Below are 18,222 nucleotides of genomic sequence, written 5' to 3'. Positions count from 1 at the left end.
TTCAATATGCGTATTGTTATCTACTCTATGCTGGTATTACTCATCGTAATCCAGTACCCACTGTGGTTGGGTAAGGGTGGATGGCTTAAGGTATACGAGATGGAAAAGCAGGTTGAACTGCAACAAGCAAAAAATAGTTTGCTGGCACTGCGTAACGCCAAACTTGCTGGGGATGTAAAAGATTTAAAGGATGGCACGCGGGCTATCGAAGAGCGTGCAAGAGCCGAGCATGGCCTGATTAAAGAGGGTGAATTCTTTGTCCAGATTCTTCCTGCTGATAAGGCTTCTGCAGTTCCTATCGATGACGGCCTTAAGTCTGTAGCGAACCCAAAGCAATAAGCTCGAACCCTAGTGGCCACTAGATGGTGGCCTGGTGGCATCACTGAGTAAGCTGGTTTTAAACACTTGCAGGCAATCTACTGCATCAAAGCGGTAAGGCTTCGCACAAAACTCACAGATTGTCTCAACACAGCCTTGCTCAGCCAGAATGCTTTTTACCTCTTCCTCGCCAAGCATACGCAATACGTCAGCAACTTTCGTGCGTGAGCAACGACAAGAGAATCGAATTTGGCGAGGTGGAAAACTTCTAACGCCATTTTCGGCAGACTCTTCTAGAAACAAGCGACGGAGAATCACATCGGGTGTTAAGGTGAGCAGTTCCTCATCAGTAATGGTTTCGCCCAATGTTTGAATACGAGACCAACCTTCGGCTGCCGATTGTGGGTCAAGATGCGCATGACCACCAGAGTCTGGGAGTCTTTGCAACAGTAAGCCGCCAACATGACTATCGTTTGAAGCTAGCCAAATGCGGGTCTCTAACTGCTCAGAATTCTGCATATACAGCCCAATGGCCTCTGCAGCACTGGAAACAGGTGTGATTGAGCCATTACGCTCATCTTGAAGGGCCACGATGCCTTGATAGGGGGCTTGCCCTGGTTCCCGATCAGAGGGATCCAAGGTGATAACCAGTCTGCCAGAGTGACTCGCATCTAGAAGCTCACCAAGGCTAGCCTGATCTGAAATTTCGCTTGGATCGACCGAGAGCTTTACCGTGGCACGCATGGATAAGTCTGACTTGCATTCCACCACCAACAATTGAATAGGACCCTTACTTTGAGCTTGAATAATGAGGGTGCCATCAAACTTGAGGCTAGCGCTCAGAAGGGTGGCTGCACCAACAAAATCACCCAGGATGCGACGAACTGCAGGAGGGTCATCACGACGCTCTAAGACAGCCTGCCAAGCGGTACTAATGGACACGATTTCCCCACGTACTGGGGCGCCATCACAGACAAAAACAAGTAATTCATTCATATTGCAAAGTATCCACGTTTTTCTATTTTGCCGTCAATCTGCGCGACCTGAGATAATGCCATTTATGCATATTCGTACTCGTTTTGCCCCCAGTCCCACGGGCTTTATTCATTTGGGAAATCTGCGTAGCGCGCTCTACCCATGGGCTTTTGCACGCCATAATCAAGGCGACTTTATTTTGCGCATTGAAGATACCGATCAGGAGCGCTCTACTCAAGAAGCGGTAGATGTCATTATTGAAGGCATGTCTTGGTTGGGTCTTGATATTGACGAGGGTCCGATCTATCAAATGCAACGCATTGATCGCTACCGTGAGCTTGTTAAACAACTTTTGGACTCTGGTTTTGCTTATCCCTGCTACATGAGCGAGGATGAACTCAATCGCTTGCGCGATCAACAGATGGCCAATAAAGAGAAGCCACGTTACAACGGACTTTGGAGACCAGAGCCTGGCAAAAATTTGCCGCCTATTCCTGAGGGCGTAGAGCCGGTGGTTCGTTTTAAAAATCCACTTGGCGGTTCAGTGATTTGGGATGATGCCGTCAAAGGCAAAATTGAAATCAGCAATGATGAGCTGGACGATCTGGTGATATCGCGTCCAGATGGCACGCCGACTTATAACTTTTGCGTGGTCGTTGACGACCTCGATATGAAGATTACCCATGTGATTCGCGGTGACGACCACGTGAATAACACACCAAGACAGATCAACATCCTTAAGGCTCTCGGCGGAACGCCTCCTATATACGCCCACTTGCCAACAGTATTGAATGACTCCGGCGAGAAAATGAGCAAGCGCAATGGTGCGATGAGTGTTCGAGACTATCAAAAAGCGGGTTACTTACCAGAAGCCATTTTGAATTATTTGGCACGTCTTGGTTGGTCCCATGGGGATGCAGAAGTATTTACTAAGCAGCAATTTGTAGATTGGTTTGACTTAGAGAGCTTAGGCCGTTCGCCTGCACAACACAATCCTGAAAAGTTGCTTTGGTTAAATCACCAATATATTCAACAAGCAGATCCAAAGGTATTGGCTGAAGCAACTAAACCCTTTGCGCATCAAATTGGCATCGATACTGAAAGTGGACCCGATTTTGTTCAAGTAGTGGGTTTACTGAAAGATCGGGCCAATACATTGATCGAGATTGCTGAAGGCGCCAAACTATTTTATTTGCCAGCTCCCAATCATTCTATTCAGGAGATTGAGAAAAATATTCCTGCAGATATCATTCCAGCACTGAAAGATTTCATAGAGGTTTTAGCGCAAACAGAACCTTCAAAAGAGGCTTATGGGGCTGCTATTAAACAGGTTCTTGCAAAACACGGCATCAAAATGCCAGCCCTGGCAATGCCAGTTCGATACGCTTTATTCGCCACCACCCAAACCCCTGCAATTGATTCTGTCTTGCTTGTCTTGGGACGTGATGAAGCAATTAAAAGGCTATCCAAGGTAGTCCAGTAGGCAATTTGCGTATCAGGCCAAAAATAGGCTAAAATCTTGGATTGTTTTGAGTGTCTTGCGGTTTTATTGTGGGATTTCGGGGGTATAGCTCAGCTGGGAGAGCGCTTGCATGGCATGCAAGAGGTCAGCGGTTCGATCCCGCTTATCTCCACCAAGCATTCAAAATAGCCGTATTTTTAGTAGTCCAGGTCCCCATCGTCTAGAGGCCTAGGACATCACCCTTTCACGGTGAGTACGGGGGTTCGAATCCCCCTGGGGACGCCAAATTTTTGGTAGTTGTACTAAGCAGTTGTTGTAATTTGGAGCGGTAGTTCAGTTGGTTAGAATATCTGCCTGTCACGCAGAGGGTCGCGGGTTCGAGTCCCGTCCGTTCCGCCAAGACATTTAAAAGCCCCTTATTGAAGGGGCTTTTTTATTTAATGGCTCTGTCTTATTTGTAGTGAGGTTTAGGTGCTTGTTTATAAAGCGGCATCACAGCCGGCATGAGTTCTGTTAACTGTTCAATTCTCGTTTCACCGGAGGGATGGGTCGACAGAAACTCTGGGGGATTCTTTCCTTCTGTGGCTTTGAGCATTTTCTTCCAAACAATAATGGCTGCCTCGGGGTTGTATCCTGCTCTTGCTGCCAGTTCAAGACCGATAGCATCTGCTTCAGATTCATTTTGTCTGGAGTTGGGTAGCACTAGTGCGTATTGGGCAACTTGATTAGCAGCGCCCGCTATAGCCCCATAACCGGTGGCTGAGACAACATTAAGGGCTACGTTTTGAGCTACTGCTTGCGAAATTCTTTCTCTGCCATGTTCACGCAAGGCATGGGCAATCTCATGTCCCATGATGGCAGCAATCTCATCATCAGTTAAATTGAGCTGTTCAATCAAACCAGTATAAAAAGTGATCTTTCCACCTGGAGCACAAGTCGCATTTAGTATCGGAGCATTAATCAAGCTAAGCTGCCAATTCCATTGGCGAGTGTCATCGCGAAATATTTCCGTTTGAATAATCAAGCGATTAGAAATATATTTCAAGCGATCATACGTGGGCCCAGATGTAATGAGAATATTCTTTTCTCGCGCCTTTTGGTTTTGTTCGTTAAAGCTTGAGGCCGATATGCGGTCTACCTCGGCAGAGGAAACCAGCATGAACTGTGATCGATTGACACCTACTGCCCCTGATCTTGTGGTGTTAGCACAAGCCAGGAGTAGGGTGCAAAGAGCTATGAGAAATGCTAAGCGAATACTAAAAAACTGAAATTGCATTCACCAATCATTATTTCTTGGGTGTTGTGATGGATGCCGCCATTGCGTCGTAGTAGATGACTTTTACCTGCTCACCAACGTTAACGTCTTTTAACAGCTCAGGATTCTTAACAGTCACTGTGGTTACTTTGCCGCTTGGTCCCTTCACTGAAACCAGCTTCTTTTCACGATCCACAGAAATAATGTCGGCAATGATAGTTGTCTTATTAGCAATCTTTTCAGATGGCATTTCATTGGCTTTTGATTGAGTTACTGTGCTGGTCTCAACTTTGCTGCGAATGCCATCACTTTTGGTTTTGATTAGCTCGATCGCTACAGCCAATTCATAGGTGACATTCACACGATCACCTTTTTTGATTTGATCAAAATTCGTAATTTCAGGTCCAGCAACAAACTTAGAAGTACCTTCTTTGTTTTTAAAGGTTAGGGTTCTGGTTTTCTTGTCAATCTTAACCACTTCGCCTTCATAAAGCTGATAGCGGTTTTCTACAGCAGCGGCATCAATCACCATCGGTTTTTGTGATGCAGAATCGGCTGGGGTAGTTTGGGCAAAAGCCAATAATGGAGCGGCTAATAGAGCTGCCAAAACCATGGAAACGGGGGTTAATTTGATATTCATTATTTTCCTTAATTAATTATCAATCCTATCTGTGATATTAGCTCACTTTTATTAATTTTCATCCCAAAAGGGGGCGTTTGGCGCCAAGGACGCATCTCCCCATCTTTGTTAAGATCACCACTTAAATTCAAAACCCAATAAGAGTAATAAATGCCTAAATTTGCAGCCAATCTGACCATGCTTTTTAATGAAGTACCGTTTTTAGATCGTTTTGAACGGGCCTCTAGGGCTGGATTCAAGGCTGTGGAATTTTTGTTCCCCTATGCGTTTTCACCCATAGAAATCAAGGAAAAATTAGAGCGATTCCAACTAAGTCTAGTTCTTCATAACCTACCTGCAGGTGATTGGGATGCTGGCGAGCGGGGCATTGCTTGCCTTCCAGATCGTGTGGAAGAGTTTCGGGCGGGTGTAAGTAAGGCAATTGAATATGCCAAAGTTTTAAACGTTCCTCAACTGAATTGCTTGGCTGGAAAAATCCCAGCAGGCATTGATGATCATTTACTACATCAAACTTTTGTGGATAACCTCAAGTACGCAGCTACTGAGTTGCATAAAGAACATCTCAAATTACTCATCGAGCCCATCAATAACTTTGATATTCCCGGGTTCTTCTTATCCAAAACTCAGCAGGCAATTGATGTTTTAGATGAAGTCGGTGCAGAGAATGCATTTGTTCAATACGATATTTACCATGCGCAACGCATGGAAGGCGAGCTTGCCAATACCATTCAAAAATATCTCAATCGAATCGCTCATATTCAACTCGCTGATAATCCAGGGCGTCATGAGCCAGGCACTGGTGAAATTCACTATCCCTATATATTTCAACTGTTAGACAAAATTGGCTATCAGGGCTGGATTGGCTGTGAATACAAGCCAGCAAGTGCTACTGAGGTTGGGCTGGGCTGGCTTGAAGAATATCAATCATAAAAATTCATATAAAGACATGGAGACAAAATGACTGCAACATTAAAACTCGGGTTTGTTGGACTTGGCATCATGGGGGCACCGATGGCTGGCCATCTGGTGAAGGCAGGTCACGAAGTATTTATTCATACTCGTAGCAAAGTGCCTGCTGACCTTGCTAACTCATCTGCTATTCAATGCGGTAGCCCTCAAGAAGTAGCTGAAAAAGCGGACATCATTTTCACGATGGTTCCAGATACTACTGATGTTGAAAAAGTATTATTCGGAGAGCGGGGTATAGCATCTGGTCTTTCAAAGGGAAAAATTGTGGTCGATATGAGCTCAATTTCTCCCATAGCAACGAAAGAATTTGCTAAGAAAATCAATGCTCTTGCTTGCGATTATTTAGATGCCCCAGTATCCGGCGGTGAAGTTGGCGCTAAAAACGCCACACTCTCGATTATGGTGGGTGGCGATGACTCTGTATTTGAGCGAGTCAAGCCTATTTTTGAGTTGATGGGCAAAAATATCAACCTGGTAGGCGGAAATGGAGATGGTCAAACAGCTAAAGTTGCCAACCAAATCATCGTAGCACTCAATATCGAAGCGGTGGCTGAAGCGCTCTTATTTGCCGCAAAGGCAGGAGCCGATCCTGCTAAGGTACGTCAAGCTTTAATGGGCGGATTTGCCAGCTCTAAGATTTTGGAAGTGCATGGCGAGAGAATGGTCAAGCGCACCTTTGATCCTGGTTTTCGGATTGAGCTGCATCAAAAAGATTTAAATCTTGCACTTAACAGTGCTCGAGCATTAGGGGTGTCATTACCCAATACTGCTACCGCTCAAGAGCTATTTAATTCGTGCTCGGCACACGGGGGAAAAGCCTGGGATCACTCCGCCATGGTCAAGGCTTTGGAAAAACTGGCTAATTTTGAAATTGGTCAAAAGGCTTAAGGGATTATGACTGCAAGCTTACTAGTCTATTTACATGGTTTTAGATCTTCACCGAGATCGAGTAAAGCGGTAATGACAGGCGAGGCTATTAAAGCTTTGTCGAGTCCTGAAAATCCAATTGAATGGTATTGCCCACAATTACTTGCTTCACCCAAAGCAAGTATGGATATGGTTATGCAACATATTGATGCTTCTCATGCAGATAGAGTTGTGGTTATTGGCTCATCCTTGGGTGGTTTTTATGCAAACTTTCTGGCTGAAAAATACGGGTGTAAAGCAGTAGTACTCAACCCTGCGGTTCGTGCTGCCCGTGAACTTGCACCACATGTTGGCTTGATGACCGCTTACGATAGTGATGAGCCTTTCGATTTCAGGCCAGAATATATAGAAGAGTTAAAAGCCCTACAAATTGAACGGATTTCTGATCCCAGTCGCTACTTCTTGATTGCCGCAAAAGGCGATGAACTGTTGGACTGGAAAGAAATGGCCGAGTTTTATCTAGGTGCCTATCAATTGGTCTTGGAAGGCAGTGATCATGGAATCACAGACTACCCTGACCATCTTCCCAAGGTATTGGACTTTATCGCTGCTTAGATGATTGATTGACACAAACTTCTTCTGTAATATTAGTCAAACGATCGATGGCTTTGCCTAGGTCTAGAAAGGAGAGTTTGTGCTGAGCATCTTGAAATTAGACGCTGGTGGGATTCCCCAGGGTTGGGTGAATGCTGAAGAAGCAACAAAACATTACGCCGACAAGAGTGTTATTTGGACGCTAGGCGATCCTATCAAAAAAATGCGTGGCGGTATTTCTAGAGAAAGTGGTTTGCAATCGGTCATTGAGTTGCACTCAATCATTGCGATTAAAGGCAGTGCCAAAATTAATCTCTTTGATGTTGTTCCAGTCATCACTAAGCACAAACTTTTTAAACGAGACCGTGGTCTCTGTGCCTATTGCGGTGATGCGATCCATGAATCTCAAGCTGAAGCTGAACACATCATTCCCAATAGCCGTGGCGGTAAGTATTCTTGGATGAATTTAGTCATTTCTTGCAGACCCTGTAATCAACGTAAAGGTAACCGCACCCCTGAACAAGCAGGCATGGGTTTACTCTACACGCCATACCTTCCAAGCCTATATGAAGACATGATTCTAAAAGGGCGCAATATTCTTGCGGACCAGATGGATTTTCTGGCGGCTAACCTCCCAAAAAATAGTCGCTTACTTGAGGGCTATCTCTGAGTTTTTGGCAAACTCAACTAGAGCAATCGAACGCTGGTAAGTTTGTAGCAAGCAAATCTTGGCGCCTTCTGTTCATTGCGCTGGCACTATCTGTGCTGGGACATCTACTACTGTTCTTTGGTCTGCCGCTTTTCCCATTTGGTTCTTCGGGTGATATACCAGATGACCTCATCATTCGAACTGAGCTCAAGCTTGAGCCTCCCAAAAAAATTCAGATGGCTAAGGCGCCCAAAAAGAAGCTTATTGCCGACGCATCTTCAAAGGGTAAATTAGAAGATCAAAAACTCATTGGTGAGCAGGGTGGCGCAGTTAATCAATCTGGTACGGCTTTTAAGCTGCCAGAGTCTGGAATCATATATTACGATGCCTACCTTGATGGACAACCCATCCAAACCGGGGAAATTGATTGGATTGTTGAGGGTAATAGCTATCGCCTCTATATCAATATCCCTTACGCGTTTGTGGGCCCCTTTGTTTTTGAATCCAGGGGCACTGTAGATGCTTATGGCATTGCACCATCGATATATTGGTCGCAACGGGGAACAAAGCCGCCACGCTACTCACGCTTCGATCGTGATGACAAAGGGGAAGGGCAGATGTTCTTTTCAGAAAAACCTGAATTTACACCCACGATTTTGCCCGGTACTCAAGATCGTTTTAGCCTGATGTTTCAGTTTGCATCTTTGTTAAATGGCGATAGCAAGATTGATGAATCCGGCAGCATTAAAGCCATTCCAGTTGTGGATTACAACACTTTAGAAATGTGGCAATTTAAAAGTTATGGTGAGACTATTTCTGATGCGATACCGAGTTTAGGTAATACAGTGAATCGCCATTACGCCTTAATGCAGCGTGAAAGTGATCCTTATAAGCGGCAAATTGATATTTGGTTAGCCAAAGATTTGGAATGGCTTCCAGGCAGAATCAAATCTCAAGATACAAACGGCAGGGTAGTGGAGTTAATCTTTAAGCAAAAAAGCCCTGTACCGCAAACAATGACGCCTTAAAAGCTCGTTCCTGATTTTGGGTTTTGACTTGGACGATTTAACAATGCGCCCATCATTGAGTACAAGGCCGCTCCAGACATGGATACAGCAAATATCCCAGTAAAGGAAATGATGATTGGCAATATCCTCCAATGCTCTGATAGTTTGTAATCTCCATAACCAACGGTTGTATACATTTCGCCAGCAAAGTAAAACGTTTGGGGATTTGTTGGAAAAACTTTCAATCCAACACAGATATATGTCCACATCACTATCTCACTTAGGTGACTTGCAATTACCAATAGGATGGCGATGAAATATGCAATAAAGCTTCCCCCAGCAACCTTTTTCTTTATCAAGAATTGGTTAATGAAGTGATATGCACCAGCTATAGCTAATACAGCAAAGCCATGAACCGCGAGCATGCCACAGGCAAAAATAACCAATTCCCATATCTTGCCGTTGCCCATATCAATATTGATTTGATGAAATAGGGTGGCAAAACTCGGGAGGTCCGCGTTGCGAAATAAATCCAAAAGGAGCATGGCTAATTACCGAATTTCAATAGACTTGGAATACTAAGAGGACTTAGGGCTCTTTGCCGTTTGTCCAAAAGTTGACATTAGTAGTGTATAGAGTGCCGCCCCTGAAATGGCTATCGCAAATAAGCCTGAAAAAGAGATCAGAATCGGCAAAATTCTCCAACGCTCTCCAATATTGTAGATAGGGTCGTTGTGATCTAAGTTGGTATACATTTCTCCAGCAAAGTAAAAGGTCTTGATAACACCTGAGAAGACGTTGACGCTTACTATTGCATAGGTCCAGATGAATATATCCACTAAGTGGCTTAGCAATATGAGAAGTACCACAATAAAATAAATCAGGATATCGATATTTTTGGTTTTTTCACTTCCATATTTTTTGTTGAAGGCGCTCAAACAACCCATGACAAACAAGACCAACAGACCATGTATCAGCACAACCATTACCGAAACAAAGCTCATCAGCCGGATGCCAAAGTCTGTTAAACCATTCGTAATCTCATAAAACACTGTCAATACATTAGGAAGGGAGTGTAGGTATTCAATCAATTGCTTATCTCTGTTCTGATCAATTTAGTGATTCTATATCTTGTTTGACATAATAATGATTATACGCAAGTAGTCAATCAGGGCTTCGGGAGTTTAGCCTTAGGATCCCTGACATACGGCTTCTTATAAAGCTTTATCCAACGAGACCTCAGCCCATCTCCGATCCAAGGCTTCTCATAAATATCGGCAATATCAATCGCAGTAAAGCCAAGTGAATTGCGCAATTGAATATCAGCGCCTTTATCCAGCAATAATTTAACCATCTGCTCATTACCAGACTGAACAGCCATCATCAAAGGCGTGGTGTCATTGAGGCTTCTAGAGTCAACTATGGCACCTTCGGATAGCAAAAATTCCGCCACAGATACTTGGCCTCTTGCGCTGGCGTAATGAAGCGGCGTCCATGCGATATGGTCAATTGCAGCATGGTTTTTCTCTACCAACCTCTTCACTAGGGGTAAGTTTCCTTGGATTGAGGCAATCATTAACGGGGTTTCACCGTTCTTATTCGATAAATCCACATCAATATTCTGATTGCTTAAGAGTACATCTATAACCTTATCGGAGTTGTCTTTAATGGCTAGAAGCAGCATGGGGTTGCCATTAGAGTCAACGGCATTTGGAGTGACGCCTTTTGCTAGCAATGATCTAACCTCAGAAGCATTGTCAAATTTTGCTGCTTTTACAAAGTCATTTATCTGGTCTGCAGTTTGGCTTAAAGCAGCCTGGCTAAGCACTAAGGAGACAGATACAGTAAGCAATTTATTCAATTGAATTCTCATAAGTATGCTTTATCTAATTGAAAACATTGATAAAAATTCTCAGATGTCTGCTTGGCTAAGGAGTCAATAGAGACACCCTTGAGTTCCGCAATAAATTCGCCAACCTTGGCAACCCAGGCAGGCTCATTTATCTTGCCCCGATAAGGAATGGGCGCCAAATATGGTGAATCGGTTTCAATCAACATCCGGTCCAGAGGCACCTGCTTACAGGTCTCTTGCAAATCCTTGGCACTCTTAAAGGTCACAATTCCTGAAAAGGAGATATAAAACCCCAAATTCATTGCTTCCTTGGCAACAGCTAGGCTTTCAGTGAAGCAGTGCATAACCCCACCTATTTGCTCAGCCCCCTCTTCCTTTAGGATGCGAATAGTGTCTTCTGATGCCGAACGTGTGTGGATGATTAATGGCTTTTGTGACTGAATGGCAGCCTTGATATGGGTTCTGAAACGCTGTCTTTGCCATTCCATTGATTCATAGCTGCGATCACCCATGCGATAGTAATCGAGACCCGTCTCTCCAATGGCGATGATTTTGGAGTGTTTTGAGGCCGTATCAACAAGGAACTCGAGGCTTGGTTCAGGGGTATCTTCGTAATCCGGATGCACACCAACCGATGCATATAAATGCGCATGATCTTGAGCAAGCTTTAAAACATTGGGGAAGTTAGGCAAATTCACTGACACACACAAAGCCTTATTAACCTGGGCATCTTCCATATTCTGGAGCACCTCAGGGAGACGTGACTGGAATTCTGGGAAATCGAGATGGCAATGAGAGTCGATAAACATAAGCTCCCATTTTAGACCGCTCTAAGCCAAATCAGGCCTCAAAGATTTGTTGATATTGAGAAAGCAGCGCTTCGAGCTGGACTCGGTTAGCCAGCGGATGATTTTCATGCCGGCGGGCTTGCAGAAGAGATTTCCAAAAAAGATGCAATTTTGGAATCTTAGTAGATTGGGCTAAGCCTTGAATGGTAGAAAGATGCCTCGGGTAATAACGAGGTGAAGCCCCTTGTGCAACTGACTGCAAATCGGAGACCCAGCGTTGCATGGCAGCTAGCAAATAAGCATATTGAGCTTTATGGGTTTTTTCAGCTGTATCTAGCCAATTGATGCGACCACCTTGCGACATTGCCTGAAGTAAATAGCGTGTTGCCTGAATTGAAATACTCAACTCATCTTTATCGTCTTGATGATGTCTGGCAAGCATTGATTCCAAAACAGCATACGGTGCCCCGCCCTGCTCATCGTAGATCGAATCAATATCACTATCGTTCACCTTCAAACCCTTGACCCCTGCTAACTCAGAGCGCAACCACGACAATCCAATTTCACGATCAGGCCGCGGGGCAGTCAATAAGCGACAGCGGGAACGTATTGTAGGAAGAACGCGATCCACACGATCGGCCAATAGGATAAAAATGGTATTCGCAGGCGGCTCTTCTAAGGACTTCAATAATGTATTGGCAGAATCGGCACGCAGCATTTCAAGGGGGTAAATGAGGATGACTCTATTGCCGCCTCTATGAGAGCCAATGGAGAGGCTTTCAATAGCACTTCGAGTTTCTTCAATGGAAATAACTTTCTTTTCTTTTTTCTCACTAGGTTCACTATCCGAATCCTCCCGCGCAGCCTTAGTCTTTTTGGGTGGCTCATCACTTTCGTAGTTGGCAAAAGGTAAGAATTTTCGGTGAGTTTCGGGCACAAGCGCGATAAAGTCTGGATGATTGCCGGTATTAAACCAATGACAAGCTTCGCATTGCATGCAAGGACGCGCAGCAATATCTTTACTCTCACATAAAAGCGCTTTAGCTAACTCTAGAGCAAAGGTAAATTTACCGATACCGGATTGACCATGCAGCAAGATCGCATTGGGGATATTGTCAAAATCCATGCCATCCCATAATGGTCGCAGCCAAGGTGCCACTTGTTTTTTCCCAGAAAGGGATGAATCCAGCATTTAGATTTCCAATTCCAGATTCTGCAAGCCACTCCAAATGACCTCTGGAGTTTGAGTGGCATCAACCAAATGAAAGCGATGAGGATCTGCTTTAGCACGACGTAAATACTCTTCACGAACTTTCTCAAAAAAATTCAAATCCATCTTTTCAAATTTATCTGGTGCGCGTACTTTGGAACGACGAGCTTCTGCAACTTCACCTGGCAAGTCGAACAGAATCGTTAAATTGGGTTGAAGTAATTGGCCATGAGCTCGCCCTTGTACCCAGCGCTCAAGATCATTTAACTTTTCAAGGCTCAGCCCACGGCCTCCACCCTGATAAGCAAAGCTAGCATCTGTGAATCGATCAGAAATAACAATCTTTCCAGCAATCAGGGCCGGCTCAATAATTTGGGCGATGTGCTCGCGCCGCGCTGCAAACATCAGTAATGCTTCAGTTTCTAAATTCATGGGGGCATCTAGTAACAAAGCTCTTAATTGCTCACCCAATGGAGTTCCGCCAGGCTCTCGAGTCATTACCACCTCACGCTTTGGATAGCGCTCTTGGATTAATTTTTGAAAGGACTCTATATGAGTGCTCTTGCCTGCACCGTCAATGCCTTCAAAACTGATGAAAAATCCTGGATACATTGATGTCATAGTGCTTATTGAGAATGGAGTTTGCGTTGGTATTGGTCTACAGCTGCCTCATGCTCTTTGAGGTTATGAGAAAAGTGACTACTGCCATCTCCCTTGGCAACAAAATAGATTGCATTGCTTTTAGCCGGATGTGCGGCGGCTAGCAAGGATTCCTTACTAGGCATCGCTATTGGAGTTGGTGGTAGACCCTTGCGCATATACGTATTGTAGGCAGTGTCCTTACGTAGATCTGCTTTACGTAAATTTCCGTTAAATTGGGGGCCAATTCCATAAATGACAGTGGGATCAGTTTGCAAGCGCATTCCTCGGTTAAGTCGGTTCGTAAACACTGCAGACACCAAAGCCCTATCGCTGGATCGGCCTGTTTCTTTTTCGATGATGGAGGCCAGAATGAGGAGTTCATAAGGTGTTTTTAGAGGGGAATTTGTCTCCCTCTGAGGCCAGATAGTGGTTAATTGTTTTTGCATGGCTTGAGAGGCTCTGCGATAAATGACGATATCAGACTCATCAGGATCAAATATATAGGTATCTGGCAGAAATAAGCCTTCGTCACTTGGGTAATTTAAGTTGAGGGTTTGTAGGAGCGCTTTTGAGCTCATCCCTTTAGTCTGATGTATTAATTCTGGGTGAGCGTCTATCAGTGCACGCAACTGCCAGATCGTCATACCTGGAATAATTGCAATACTTTCTTTTACCCGATCGCCACGGGCAATCTGCAACAGAATATTTCCTAAACTAGCTCTTGTGGTTAAGAGATAGGTTCCCGGTTTAAGCCTAGCGCCAATAAAAAGCGCTCTAGCACTCAACTGAAATATTGCTGATGGTGTCGATAAGCCCTGCTCACTAAGTTGTGCGGCAATACTTGCAAGACCCGATTGTGCTTGGATTTTGACTTTATAAACTGCAGGATCATTAGTATTGGGGGTGCTCGGCACTACTGGCCATAAGAAGATTGCGCCATAAAGAATCGCTAATCCAGCGATGCCAGCATAGATCCACGTTTTGATAGTAGAGCCAGATGGACTTTTACTGGAGAAAAGGCCGTTCCTCTGAATTTTTCTTCTCATCAGGCTATGATAAAAGGGTCATGATTACAGCCACCCAAAACTCCCAAATATCAGGGTCTTTGCCCTCCTCCCTAACTACCCTGCCTCAATGGGGGCTGATATTTGTGGAGGGAGCAGATGCAGCTAACTTTCTTCAGTCCCAATTGAGTAATTCAGTTTTAGGGCTTAAGCCTACCAAGCCCACTGCTATTGCCCAGTCTCACGAATCCGTCAGACTCGTTGGCTACTGCAATCCCAAAGGCAGATTATTAGCTAGCGCGTGGCTCGGACTATTCCCATCAGGCGATGATTTTGTTGATCGATTCGCTTTATTCATCTCCAAAGACTTGGCCGCTGCTACTGCAAAAAGATTGGCGATGTATGTATTGCGCTCTAAGGTTGTGGTTATCGATGCTTCCTCCAGCTGGAATGTGTCTGGATTTTATGGATCCCCGATAGAAATAGCAGCACTACAGAACAAGGCTGAACAAGTTAGCCTACGGATTCCAGATGTGCTGCTTGACCAGCAAAGCTATGGACGAGTTTTGATCGCTCAGCCAAATCTGAATCCAGATCAAAACGCTAGCGCCAATGATTCTGCATGGAACTATCTCGAGGTGATGAGCGCTATCCCACGTATTGTTTTGGCTACTCAAGAACAGTTTGTGCCGCAAATGATTAATTTTGAATCCGTAGCCGGAGTGGATTTCAAAAAAGGTTGTTACCCAGGTCAAGAAATCGTCGCACGCAGTCAATATCGCGGCGTTATTAAAAGGCGCTTGCAATTGGCGCATATCAACCAAGATATAGCGGTTACATCTATTAAGCCTGGGACAGAGCTTTTTCTCACTCAGGAGCCGGATCAGCCTGCTGGTATGGTGGTTTTATCGGCAAACAATCCTTTTGAGCCAGGAAGAATCGACTTCCAAATCGAGTGCAAGCTAGATGCGCTCGAAACCGGGGAAATTCACCTAGGAAGTACGAATGGACCTGTGTTAAAAATAGATGCATTGCCCTACCCTTTAATAGAAATATAGAGCTCCTTACTCCAAAACCAATATGTGCCTCATCCTTTTTGCCTGGAAATCTCATCCTGACTACCCCTTGGTGGTTGCAGCGAATCGTGATGAATTTTATGAGCGCGATACAGAAGGCATTGCCTGGTGGGATGAACACCCCCATCTATTAGCGGGTAGAGACCGCGCTGATGTTTTGGGTAGTCCTGGAACTTGGCTGGGCTTTACCAAGAGCGGTAAGTTTGCTGCACTAACCAACGTGAGAGCGCCTAGTGAAAAAAATCCAGACTCTCGAACTCGTGGTGAACTCTCTCTCATGTATCTCGCTGGTCAAGCTGCACCAGCGGAATTTATCCAAGAAAATGCCAAGCGCTTTCAGAACTACAACGGCTTTAATCTGCTGATGGCAGATCTGAGTAATCCAGAGAATGCGCAGATGCACTGGGTAAGCAATCGCATGATGCTGGGTCAGAATATTCGACCTCGTAAAGTCTTCCCCCATCAGCCTTTAGAAGCCGGTGTCTACGGGCTTTCGAATGCCATGTTAGATACCCCGTGGCCTAAGGTAAATCATCGCGTAGCCGCTTTTGCGCAGACCTTAGCGATGGATAGCGGGCAACTCAAAAATGCAGATCAATATTTAAAGTTATTAGCAGATACCCACCATGCGAGCGATCATGAATTGCCGAATACTGGCGTTACTCGTGAATGGGAAAAAGCGTTGTCGCCAGCGTTTATTAAAACTGCTTCTTACGGAACCCGTTCAAGCACCATCCTCAGGGTTCGTAAGGATGGTCAATTTGAAATGGTTGAACGCCGCTTTGATGCTACTGGCGCTGTGGGTCACGATGTGATTACAGGCGCCCTCACTGCAGCCCCAGGCTCAAACTTATCAGTTTAAGTTTGGGTTTTAATCGTTCTGTTCGCTGCGTAAATCGTCATTAATCACGCGCTCACCATCAGCATTGCGACTGGCTAGACGTTTAAGGTACTTAAATGTACCGGTTGCCATGCAGCAAACTTCACCTTGATCGTTATAGAGCTTTGCTTCGCAGAAAGCCATGGTTGCTGTGCTTCTGACGGTATCTGCTTTAACACGCAGCACACCATTGGCAGCCTGCATAAAATTATTCTTCAACTCAATGGTAACAACACTACGGTCCGCTGGATCTCCTGATCTAGCGGCCACTGCCATCGCTACATCCATCAGAGTCAATAAAACGCCGCCATGGGCAACCGCCCAAGTATTGGTATGTTCTGGCTTTAAAGCTAAGAGAATCTCACCCTTACCCATTTCAGCGCTAAGACAACGCACACCTAAAAGCTTTAAGAACGGAACGTTTAACTCTTTGCCTAAATTAGCCAACTGAGTCTGGGGATTGATCTGCACTTGTTTATTCATAGGGTTATTTTAGTAGCTTGTACAAGATTTTGGAAATCCACCTAGAATAGTTCACATGGCCTTTCCATTACTCGGCGATGACGCCACTCATGCAGTAAAACCGACCCCTATTCCCGATCCCTATTGGGTTGCATTTTCTACTTCGGCAGCAAAGTTGATCGATCTCCCGCTGGGCTCAAATGATCTTCCAAAAGACTCTGCCTGGTTAGACCTTCTAGCTGGAAATACCCTGGTAACGGATGCCCATAGTTTCCCAAACCCCATTGCTACCGTGTATAGCGGGCACCAGTTTGGCGTTTGGGCAGGTCAACTTGGTGATGGTAGAGCAATTCTTCTGGGGGAAATTTCTGGACAAGAGCTCCAACTTAAAGGCGCGGGCAAAACACGGTATTCCCGTATGGGTGATGGTAGAGCAGTCTTACGTTCATCTATCCGCGAATTTTTATGTAGTGAAGCAATGCATGCTCTAGGCATTCCTACCAGTAGAGCCCTCGCAGTCGTAGGTTCTGATTTACCGGTACGTCGCGAAACAATGGAAACTGCAGCGGTATGCGCAAGATTAGCGCCGAGCTTTATCCGTATTGGTCACTTTGAGCACTACGCATCGAACAATAATATTGTGCGCCTTCAGGAGCTAGCTGATGAGTTAATCAAAGGTCATTATCAAAATGCTAGCGATCACAAAAATCCCTACTTAGAATTATTTAGACAAATCTGCGTACGCAATGCGAAGCTTGTTGCTCAATGGCAGGCAGTAGGTTTTTGTCACGGTGTTCTCAATAGCGACAATATCAGCGTCCTAGGCCTAACGATTGACTATGGTCCTTTTGGTTTCTTAGATCAGTTTCAGATTGACTTCATCTGTAACCATAGCGATCAAGCAGGACGATATGCCTATCACCGCCAACCGCAAATCATGCATTGGAATATGGCTTGTCTAGCGAGCGCCTTCATCCCCCTTCTAGCACTAGAACATTCAGAAGATGAGGCTCAGACTCTACTCGGTGAGGCATTAAGCGAATTTGCAGTGATATATGGACAGACATGGCAGGCACTTTTTAGGGAGAAGTTGGGGCTTTTGACCACCCAAGAAGGTGATACTGACTTAATTGAAAGACTCCTCCAGGCCATGCATGACTCCAAGGTGGACTTCACAAATCTATTTCGCGGACTTTCTTCTGTAAGTGTGCGTAACACAACACAAGATGTCATTTTGCGAGACCATTTCATCGACCGTCAAGCAATTGATCAGTGGTTTAGTGATTACATTGCCCGTCTCAATGCAGAATCCAGCGATGATACTGAGCGTAAGAAAAGAATGGATTCAGTGAATCCAAAATATATTCTGCGCAATTACCTTGCTCAAAAAGCGATCGATAAAGCTCAAGCAAAGGATTTCAGCGAGATAGCAAGCTTATTGAAAGTTCTGGAAAATCCATTCGCCGAACAAGATCAGTATGCAGCCTATGCATTACCACCATCACCAGATTGGCAGTCGGTTGAGATCAGCTGTTCATCATAAAATTATTCTATCTATTGAGCTTAAATCCT

The 18,222-nt window shown here is 44.9% G+C and carries 21 protein-coding genes and 3 tRNA genes; 13 read left to right on the top strand and 11 right to left on the bottom strand.

Annotated features, from left to right (window positions below; all coding sequences use genetic code 11):
- Positions 1–6 precede the first annotated feature (6 nt).
- Entirely contained in the window at positions 7–339 is a 333-nt protein-coding gene (gene ftsB / locus IEN92_RS08255) for a cell division protein FtsB (RefSeq protein ID WP_216162602.1), read from the top strand.
- Positions 340–348: 9 nt separating this feature from the next.
- Here the strand turns inward: ftsB and IEN92_RS08250 are convergent, their stop codons facing one another.
- Positions 349–1,314, bottom strand: coding sequence for an Hsp33 family molecular chaperone HslO (locus IEN92_RS08250; protein ID WP_216162599.1), 966 nt, complete (start codon positions 1,312–1,314; stop codon positions 349–351).
- Positions 1,315–1,369: 55 nt separating this feature from the next.
- Here IEN92_RS08250 and gltX point away from each other — a divergent pair, with 55 nt between their 5' ends.
- From gltX to IEN92_RS08230, 4 genes are all read left to right on the top strand, one after another.
- A complete protein-coding gene (gltX, locus tag IEN92_RS08245; RefSeq protein WP_216162596.1) occupies positions 1,370–2,776 on the top strand; it encodes a glutamate--tRNA ligase in 1,407 nt (468 codons plus the stop codon).
- Positions 2,777–2,854: 78 nt separating this feature from the next.
- Positions 2,855–2,930: transfer RNA gene (locus IEN92_RS08240), tRNA-Ala, on the top strand.
- 34 nt (positions 2,931–2,964) lie between these two features.
- Positions 2,965–3,040, top strand: a tRNA-Glu gene (locus IEN92_RS08235).
- 37 nt (positions 3,041–3,077) lie between these two features.
- A tRNA-Asp gene (locus tag IEN92_RS08230) sits at positions 3,078–3,154 on the top strand.
- A 52-nt stretch (positions 3,155–3,206) separates the two neighbouring features.
- Here the strand turns inward: IEN92_RS08230 and IEN92_RS08225 are convergent.
- Positions 3,207–3,914: a M48 family metallopeptidase gene (locus IEN92_RS08225; RefSeq protein WP_216162593.1), complete on the bottom strand. Its 708-nt coding sequence runs from the start codon at positions 3,912–3,914 to the stop codon at positions 3,207–3,209.
- Positions 3,915–4,041: 127 nt separating this feature from the next.
- Complete coding sequence (locus IEN92_RS08220) at positions 4,042–4,650, bottom strand: hypothetical protein (RefSeq protein ID WP_216162590.1); 609 nt, start codon at positions 4,648–4,650, stop codon at positions 4,042–4,044.
- Positions 4,651–4,800: 150 nt separating this feature from the next.
- Between IEN92_RS08220 and hyi the strand changes: the two genes are divergently transcribed.
- From hyi to IEN92_RS08195, 5 genes are all read left to right on the top strand, one after another.
- Entirely contained in the window at positions 4,801–5,580 is a 780-nt protein-coding gene (hyi, locus tag IEN92_RS08215) for a hydroxypyruvate isomerase (RefSeq protein ID WP_215376665.1), read from the top strand.
- A gap of 27 nt (positions 5,581–5,607) precedes the next feature.
- Entirely contained in the window at positions 5,608–6,507 is a 900-nt protein-coding gene (gene glxR, locus IEN92_RS08210; protein ID WP_216162586.1) for a 2-hydroxy-3-oxopropionate reductase, read from the top strand.
- Positions 6,508–6,513: 6 nt separating this feature from the next.
- Entirely contained in the window at positions 6,514–7,101 is a 588-nt protein-coding gene (locus IEN92_RS08205; protein ID WP_216162583.1) for a YqiA/YcfP family alpha/beta fold hydrolase, read from the top strand.
- 79 nt (positions 7,102–7,180) lie between these two features.
- Positions 7,181–7,750, top strand: coding sequence for an HNH endonuclease (locus IEN92_RS08200; protein ID WP_370623912.1), 570 nt, complete (start codon positions 7,181–7,183; stop codon positions 7,748–7,750).
- 92 nt (positions 7,751–7,842) lie between these two features.
- Positions 7,843–8,757, top strand: a complete 915-nt coding sequence (locus IEN92_RS08195; RefSeq protein ID WP_370623911.1) for a DUF3108 domain-containing protein — start codon at positions 7,843–7,845, stop codon at positions 8,755–8,757.
- Here IEN92_RS08195 and IEN92_RS08190 read toward each other — a convergent pair.
- The 7 genes from IEN92_RS08190 to mltG all read right to left on the bottom strand — a co-directional run bounded on the left by IEN92_RS08190 (position 8,754) and on the right by mltG (position 14,274).
- A complete protein-coding gene (locus IEN92_RS08190) occupies positions 8,754–9,281 on the bottom strand; it encodes an ion channel (RefSeq protein WP_216162579.1) in 528 nt (175 codons plus the stop codon). The genes IEN92_RS08195 and IEN92_RS08190 overlap by 4 nt on opposite strands.
- Positions 9,282–9,314: 33 nt before the next feature.
- A complete protein-coding gene (locus IEN92_RS08185; RefSeq protein WP_216162577.1) occupies positions 9,315–9,827 on the bottom strand; it encodes a hypothetical protein in 513 nt (170 codons plus the stop codon).
- 77 nt (positions 9,828–9,904) lie between these two features.
- Positions 9,905–10,609 carry an ankyrin repeat domain-containing protein gene (locus tag IEN92_RS08180; RefSeq protein ID WP_216162576.1) on the bottom strand — a complete coding sequence of 235 codons (705 nt, stop codon included), beginning with the start codon at positions 10,607–10,609 and terminating at the stop codon, positions 9,905–9,907.
- A complete protein-coding gene (locus IEN92_RS08175) occupies positions 10,606–11,397 on the bottom strand; it encodes a TatD family hydrolase (protein WP_216162574.1) in 792 nt (263 codons plus the stop codon). Before IEN92_RS08175 ends, IEN92_RS08180 begins: the two co-directional genes overlap by 4 nt.
- Before the next feature lie 31 nt (positions 11,398–11,428).
- A complete protein-coding gene (locus IEN92_RS08170) occupies positions 11,429–12,568 on the bottom strand; it encodes a DNA polymerase III subunit delta' C-terminal domain-containing protein (protein ID WP_216162572.1) in 1,140 nt (379 codons plus the stop codon).
- Positions 12,569–13,198 carry a dTMP kinase gene (tmk, locus tag IEN92_RS08165; RefSeq protein WP_216162749.1) on the bottom strand — a complete coding sequence of 210 codons (630 nt, stop codon included), beginning with the start codon at positions 13,196–13,198 and terminating at the stop codon, positions 12,569–12,571.
- Between the two features lie 14 nt (positions 13,199–13,212).
- A complete protein-coding gene (mltG, locus tag IEN92_RS08160) occupies positions 13,213–14,274 on the bottom strand; it encodes an endolytic transglycosylase MltG (RefSeq protein ID WP_216162570.1) in 1,062 nt (353 codons plus the stop codon).
- Between the two features lie 143 nt (positions 14,275–14,417).
- Between mltG and IEN92_RS08155 the strand changes: the two genes are divergently transcribed.
- Together IEN92_RS08155 and IEN92_RS08150 are read left to right on the top strand one after the other, a co-directional pair.
- Positions 14,418–15,290 carry a folate-binding protein YgfZ gene (locus tag IEN92_RS08155; protein WP_255539817.1) on the top strand — a complete coding sequence of 291 codons (873 nt, stop codon included), beginning with the start codon at positions 14,418–14,420 and terminating at the stop codon, positions 15,288–15,290.
- 22 nt (positions 15,291–15,312) lie between these two features.
- The gene (locus IEN92_RS08150) at positions 15,313–16,170 is read left to right on the top strand and encodes an NRDE family protein (protein ID WP_216162566.1); all 858 of its coding nucleotides are present in this window, start codon (positions 15,313–15,315) and stop codon (positions 16,168–16,170) included.
- A gap of 9 nt (positions 16,171–16,179) precedes the next feature.
- Here the strand turns inward: IEN92_RS08150 and IEN92_RS08145 are convergent, their stop codons facing one another.
- The gene (locus tag IEN92_RS08145) at positions 16,180–16,671 is read right to left on the bottom strand and encodes a PaaI family thioesterase (RefSeq protein WP_216162563.1); all 492 of its coding nucleotides are present in this window, start codon (positions 16,669–16,671) and stop codon (positions 16,180–16,182) included.
- A gap of 55 nt (positions 16,672–16,726) precedes the next feature.
- Here IEN92_RS08145 and IEN92_RS08140 point away from each other — a divergent pair, with 55 nt between their 5' ends.
- Positions 16,727–18,193 carry a YdiU family protein gene (locus tag IEN92_RS08140; protein ID WP_216162560.1) on the top strand — a complete coding sequence of 489 codons (1,467 nt, stop codon included), beginning with the start codon at positions 16,727–16,729 and terminating at the stop codon, positions 18,191–18,193.
- Positions 18,194–18,222: the final 29 nt, after the last annotated feature.

Origin of the sequence: Polynucleobacter sp. MWH-Creno-3A4 (assembly GCF_018881885.1) — a bacterium.
Taxonomy (GTDB): Bacteria; Pseudomonadota; Gammaproteobacteria; order Burkholderiales; family Burkholderiaceae; genus Polynucleobacter.
The sequence above is the reverse complement of the archived record's forward strand: the minus strand, read 5'-3'. Positions and strand labels throughout refer to the sequence as shown.